The sequence below is a fragment of the Hyalangium sp. genome (genome assembly GCF_035629615.1).
GTDB lineage: Bacteria > Myxococcota > Myxococcia > Myxococcales > Myxococcaceae > Hyalangium.
Map to the genome: position 1 here is coordinate 1 of NZ_DASPHO010000552.1, position 2,769 is coordinate 2,769.

A 2,769-nucleotide genomic window follows, 5' to 3' on the forward strand; every position below is an offset into this window, starting at 1 on the left:
GCTTCTCAGCGCTGCTCGCGGTACAGCATGCAGAACTCGTTTCCCTCCGGGTCGGCGAGCACGGTGAAGGTCTCCTCACCGGTCTGTCCGACGTCCGCCCTGGTGGCTCCAAGGCCGAGCAGTCGCTCGACCTCGCCATCCACGTCCCCGCCCTCCGGGCGGAGGTCGAGGTGCAGCCGTAGCTTGTCGCGCTTGGGCTCCGAGACCGGTTGGAGCCAGATCGTCGCAGCCTCATCGGGGGCATCCTCGACCGGATAGAGCTTGGCGGACCCGTCGTCACCGAGATCGGAGGTGAGCCCGAGCGCCGCGCCCCAGAACTCCGCCTGGGTCTCGATGTCGGACACGTCGATGGTGATCTGAGCGATTCGTGCGGCCATGCATTCGCGGTACCCAGAAGGTCCCTGGATCAGGCATGACGAAAGCCCTGATCCGGATCGGATCAGGGCCTTCGTGAGTTGCTCCCCGGTTGACTCGAACCAACAACCCTCCGGCTTCCGGCGACCGGTCCCCTGGGGTCCGTGCCGGTGTCATTCCCTCGACGGAGTTGAGGATTCAGTCCCCCGGAGCACCTGACAGTCTCTGGAACTGCCGCCCAAACTCCCGCCGAAACTGCCACCTGCGCGCGAGGGTGTCCGCACGCCCCGACGGCCGTCGCCACCACAGCGGATCTGTTCCGCGATTCCGTCACCGGCGCAAGACTAGCTCACTCCTGGAGGCGCTCACGCCCGCGGAGGACCATGGGACTCGCGAATAGCGCATTCCACCTTTTCGGCCGGGCCCCCGCCGACCTGCATCGCGGCCTCCTGGTCACGCCGTGGTTGACCCGGGAGGAGATCGGATCCATCTCCAATAAGGTCCCTGCATGAGGGCAGGATCGGGCCATGGCCGACACCAAGATGACCAAGTCCGTGGGAGAGCACTGGACGTGCGCCACCCTCGCCCGCCACGGCTGCGCACCCGCGTTGACGCGAGATGGGATGGAACGGACCGACATCCTTGCGGTTGCTGGTCACCTTGAGTACCGGCCCACAGTTGAGATCCAAGTCAAGACCACGAGGGGTGACAGCACCCGGGCGTCGTGGCCCTTGGGCGAGAAGGCACAGCTGCCCGACCGCTCGCGTCACGAATAATTTGTGCTGGTGTCCGTTGCCGCATTTCCAGCTCCACCTCGCGCCTTCATAGTCCCGCGTGAATCACATCGCCGCTGCATGGATCGTGCATATGGCCTCGCTCACCGACCCACTCGCGACGCAGGGGAAGCGAAACGGCCCTGTTGCACAGGCTCGCGGCAGTAAACGCAGCGTGGAGGCGCTGCGCGAGCTGATTCTCCAGTGCGCATCCGGATTCGCTGAGCAGCGCTCCTATGTGGGCTGCTCGCCGAGCAGGGCTTCACCCTGAACTGGCAGGCCACCTACAACACCGGGGCCAACCCGATCTCGATCCGGCTGCGCCGCAAGGACCCCCAGGAACCGGCCGTGCAGGCCATGCTCCGGGCCAGCTACGAGGCGGTAAAGCCCGGAGCGGAGGCCTGGTCAGAGGCCAACCCGACCCCCGTGACACCACCCGAGCCGCCCCTCGCGACGACCGCCATGACAAGCGACGAAGACGAGAGGCGACCCGCAGGGGTAATCGGAGATCCATTTGGTGATCGGACTATCCGATCACATTCCTGCCTCGTACGTATCTCCTCTCGATGGCCCAGGCCAAGGCCGCGAGCGCGACGAAGAAGCGCGACCCCGTGTCCACCGCTGTCTGCTTGTCCATGGTCATGAGAACGAGGCCGTGAACATCAGCGCCGGCACAAACAGTGACTCAAGACAGGCCTGCCGAGGCGTCCGGCCGACGGCAAGTGGATGGTGCTTGACTCGTGAAGGGGGCTGCGCCCTCACCCGCTTCGCGGCACGATGAGAGCAAGAAAGGAAGAGCCATGTATGTCCTAGTTGCCTACGCCACCCGCCGCGGTCCGACCACCATCATCGCCGAGCGTATCGCCACCGGCCTGCGCGCGAACGGCGTGCACGCCCGCGCCGAGCCCATTACCAACGTGAAGACCACCACCATCTATCAGGCCGTGGTCCTCGGCGGAAACGCACATATGTCGCACTGGCTCGATGCGGCAGTCCGCTTCGCCCGACATCACCGCAAGGAGCTCGCGGACCGCGCCGTATGGCTGTTCAGCAGTGGTCCGAAGGGCACCGCGCGCAGTGCCGCGGAGGACACCCCGCCACGGGAGTTCCACCAGCTCGTCAAGCTGGTCGAACCTCGCGGCGAACACGTCTTCGCGGGGTCTCAGCCCCACGTGCTCTCCCTGGAGGATGAGGAAGCCATCGAGGCCTGGACCGAGGAGATCGCCGCCGAGCTGCTGGCCGTCCAGTAGCTGCTGCGGCGAGGCTGGGCTCGCCGGGCGGGCGCTCTAGCTGATTGCACCCGGTGACGCCGTGCCAGCTGCAGTTGGCCCACCAGCCGGATGGGCTCGGCGACCAGGAGCGCACCTCGCCCGGCCACCAGGCGTCATCGACGCCGAGTGGGCCTACCGGCAGGCCTTCGCCACCAACCACGACCGAACCCCCCCACACTTGCATCTGGCTCGAATCGAGCTATCTACAACACTCGACGCCGCCACAGCGCAATCGAAGGGCTCCCACCCATTAGCCGCCTGCGACCAACCTGATGGCCGGGTACACCTAAGCTCGCCTCACTCGTCGAAAGCGCCCTTCAGATCCTTGTCAGCGTCGTTGAGCTCGGGGCTGGTGTGGGTGCCCACCAGCG

At 66.1% G+C, this 2,769-nt stretch carries 3 protein-coding genes; 2 read left to right on the forward strand and 1 reads right to left on the reverse strand.

Going from position 1 to position 2,769, the window contains the following annotated elements; genetic code table 11:
• Positions 1–5: 5 nt before the first annotated feature.
• A complete protein-coding gene (locus tag VD972_RS28040; RefSeq protein ID WP_324991819.1) occupies positions 6–377 on the reverse strand; it encodes a VOC family protein in 372 nt (123 codons plus the stop codon).
• Positions 378–881: 504 nt separating this feature from the next.
• On the opposite strand from VD972_RS28040, the gene VD972_RS28045 reads away from it, so the two are divergent.
• Together VD972_RS28045 and VD972_RS28050 are read left to right on the forward strand one after the other, a co-directional pair.
• Positions 882–1,130, forward strand: coding sequence for a hypothetical protein (locus VD972_RS28045; RefSeq protein ID WP_324991820.1), 249 nt, complete (start codon positions 882–884; stop codon positions 1,128–1,130).
• A gap of 797 nt (positions 1,131–1,927) precedes the next feature.
• On the forward strand, positions 1,928–2,377 hold the full coding sequence (locus VD972_RS28050; protein ID WP_324991821.1) for a flavodoxin domain-containing protein: 450 nt from the start codon (positions 1,928–1,930) through the stop codon (positions 2,375–2,377).
• Positions 2,378–2,769 lie beyond the last annotated feature (392 nt).